The organism is Asaia astilbis JCM 15831 (assembly GCF_000613845.1).
Lineage (GTDB): Bacteria > Pseudomonadota > Alphaproteobacteria > Acetobacterales > Acetobacteraceae > Asaia > Asaia astilbis.
Genome location: NZ_BAJT01000038.1, coordinates 1 through 2,538, shown reverse-complemented (window position 1 = coordinate 2,538; position 2,538 = coordinate 1). Strand labels below are relative to the sequence as shown.

The 2,538-nt window shown below is 56.0% G+C and carries 4 protein-coding genes; 3 read left to right on the top strand and 1 reads right to left on the bottom strand.

Annotated elements, in window-relative coordinates; genetic code table 11:
• Nucleotides 1–118: 118 nt before the first annotated feature.
• Nucleotides 119–400 (bottom strand): hypothetical protein, encoded by a 282-nt coding sequence (locus JCM15831_RS21750; RefSeq protein ID WP_025824903.1) that lies wholly within the window; start codon nucleotides 398–400, stop codon nucleotides 119–121.
• Nucleotides 401–1,249: 849 nt separating this feature from the next.
• Between JCM15831_RS21750 and JCM15831_RS20695 the strand changes: the two genes are divergently transcribed.
• From JCM15831_RS20695 to JCM15831_RS15140, 3 genes are all read left to right on the top strand, one after another.
• The gene (locus JCM15831_RS20695) at nucleotides 1,250–1,648 is read left to right on the top strand and encodes a helix-turn-helix domain-containing protein (protein WP_025824900.1); all 399 of its coding nucleotides are present in this window, start codon (nucleotides 1,250–1,252) and stop codon (nucleotides 1,646–1,648) included.
• Between the two features lie 327 nt (nucleotides 1,649–1,975).
• A complete protein-coding gene (locus JCM15831_RS15145) occupies nucleotides 1,976–2,239 on the top strand; it encodes a hypothetical protein (protein WP_025824899.1) in 264 nt (87 codons plus the stop codon).
• Complete coding sequence (locus tag JCM15831_RS15140; RefSeq protein WP_025824898.1) at nucleotides 2,239–2,490, top strand: hypothetical protein; 252 nt, start codon at nucleotides 2,239–2,241, stop codon at nucleotides 2,488–2,490. The genes JCM15831_RS15145 and JCM15831_RS15140 overlap by 1 nt, the downstream gene beginning before the upstream one ends.
• The last annotated feature ends 48 nt before the right edge of the window (nucleotides 2,491–2,538 follow it).

The following is a 2,538-nucleotide window of genomic DNA, read 5'->3' as shown; positions in this document are numbered from 1 at the left end:
TATTGGCTTCGGAAATCGTCATGACCGCGCCGGGGGCTTGGACCATCGCGCCGTTGGATGGAGAGACGAATCCGATGACCATCCACGTTTTGGGAGCATCCTGCATGTCAGCGCCCCCTCATGTGATGGGTCTGCGCTTCGGCTTTGTCCCACGAGATACCGACGCCCAGAGCCTCCCAGGAGGCACGATGACCAACCGGATCGCGCCCGTGTGGTCTCGCTCGAGGAGCGACGCCGGAATGCTCTCACGGTTCTCGTCGCGCCGCTTTTTCTCGGAGTGCGTGAAGTCGTTCGAGCATTGATCGCTGCAGAACTTGCGGTTGCGCCAGTTATGTTCGCAGCTCGTCGGCGCGCGCTGGATCTTACGACTGCACATCACGCAGGATTTCGTCTGGCTCATTTCCCAGCCTTTCGTTCAGTGCGCTTGGCGATGCTCTGCACATCGAGCGCTGACAGGTCTCCCAACAGGGAGAAGGGGGGATTTTTGGGGGAGGTCATGGCTGGACGCTCCTTGGGAGATCAGGGCCAGAAAGAACTAACCTCGGAACTGGTAAAGATCGGAATCCAGTGGGTACCGGGGTTAGTTTCGTGGCTCGGAACTGCATTATCGTGAGCGGATCATCTCTGACCGTAAAAGCGGAAGCGAACGAAAGCTCTGCAATAAAGATCTGCTCTCCAAGCCACAGTTCAGCATGGAAACCGCTTACTGTTGCGAAAGGAGACCTTGTTTCAATCATCAAACAAGACGCGTTTGTGATCGGGGCAAACCAGACACGATCACAGATCACCAGAAGACGATCTTCTGACATTCTGGCGCGGCTTTCCTCATGGGTTACTGCCCCGATATCAGGCACAAACCCCGTGACTGTCCTGCCGCTCAGGTCAGTCACGGTGACGGTTTCGAGGTGCTCGCAAGAGCGGATCGGATCCTTGGAGGTCATGGGCGCGCCTCCGTGGGGGTGCGGCGGGTACTATCCCGCTGTTTGAGGAAGTCTTCCGGGGTCACTTTCCCGCCAGTAGCCTCGATTATGCGGCGCATGTTCTCGGGTCTGGGGAAGGATGTCCCGTTGCGGTATCGAAAAACGATCTGCCGAAACCCAATGCCGGACTGACGCGCGAACGCTGCGCCAGAGATCCCTTGGTCGTTCAGCCACTCATCAAGTGTCATGCTGTCAGGTAACCCGTCTGGTTACCCGCGGTCAACTAAAAAGATACCGCCTTGCGTCAACAAAAGAGTTACAAGCTGAGAATGTCTGGAAGCACAGAGAAGCAAGCAGCGATAGCCGACCGCCTTTCCAAGAGAATGCGTGAGGTCGGGGTCTCTCAGAAAGAGCTGGCTGACTTGGCGGGAACGTCCAAGCAACAAATATGGAAGCTTGAGAATGCCAAGGTTAGCCTGAAGCCTGAATGGGCGGAGCGGTTATCGCCTCACCTAAGCGTCACCCCCGCTTGGCTGCTCATGATTGACGCTGGCCAGACGGATCTTCCGCCTGCGGCTCCTGATGACCAGAGAATCAAGGATGCGCTCCATGCGAAGCAAGAGAAGGTACTCCTCGGAATTTGGCGTCACCTCTCCCTCGCGCAGAGAAAGCACCTCCTTGGACTCATGGAGGCGATCATGTCCGACCGGGACAGCAGTGTTGCTTGATGTGCTCAATTCACGTTCTTTTCGCGCTTCCATGATCGCCAATATGAGAACGTAATGAGAACATTGCAAGCTCGGTAAAATTGCGAGTTGTTAAGGAATATGTATTAACGCGCGCGATGCCGTCTTTGGGTCTCAGCCTGAGAGCTGAGATTTTTTTTGTGCTCTCGGTAACCAAAATCGTCACTTTCTTGTTGACGACGGTATCTGGTACGGTTACCAATAACCCATCAAGAAGCCCGCCACTGACCCCGCTTGACGCGACTCCGATACGCCGGGGCCGAACAAGCCGGGTTTCCGGCTAGTGTTTCCAGTGATGGAGAAGTAGAGATGGCGAATTTGCCAGACGGCGTAACAGACGCCGATACAGACCGCGTTTTTAACTTCATGACCGACGATGTTTTGGAAGAGATTTCAGGCCTCGAGCGGGCTCAGAAAGCACTCAGAATGGCTCATTCAGCCTTTCTGGCACTTGAGCGTAATAGCCGTTCGAACACGCATGACGACGTGCTCAACATGCTTGAGGGCAGCATCATGCCGCACGTCGATTTCTGCCTGCGCCAACATGGCGTTGAGCAGAGGAGGGCTGCGTGATGCAAACGTTCCCTTCTATTCCTCTGAAGGACATCTTCAACGCAGCTGCACAGCTCAAAGCGTCCGCAACGCTGATGGAGCTGCAAGCAGCGACCATGCGAGATGACACAGCTAAGGCTTGGCGTGAGCAGGCTTTTGCCAACCGCGCATCGGCTGAGCAGATGATCGATTGGGCTTGGATCGAAGGAATTGAGGTCGTGGAGTGCGCGCTCAAAACCGAACCGGCTCCGGTCGTGGAGGCCGCGCAATGACGCCCGCCGAGCAGAAAGCCGCGCACGCTGACATCGCGCTCGCATACC

What these genes read in the sequence shown, in the direction of transcription:
- JCM15831_RS15140 (WP_025824898.1), top strand. Translation starts at nt 2,239, where the DNA reads ATGCAAACGTTCCCTTCTATTCCTCTGAAGGACATCTTCAACGCAGCT.
- JCM15831_RS21750 (WP_025824903.1), bottom strand. Translation starts at nt 400, where the DNA reads ATGAGCCAGACGAAATCCTGCGTGATGTGCAGTCGTAAGATCCAGCGC.
- JCM15831_RS20695 (WP_025824900.1), top strand. Translation starts at nt 1,250, where the DNA reads ATGTCTGGAAGCACAGAGAAGCAAGCAGCGATAGCCGACCGCCTTTCC.
- JCM15831_RS15145 (WP_025824899.1), top strand. Translation starts at nt 1,976, where the DNA reads ATGGCGAATTTGCCAGACGGCGTAACAGACGCCGATACAGACCGCGTT.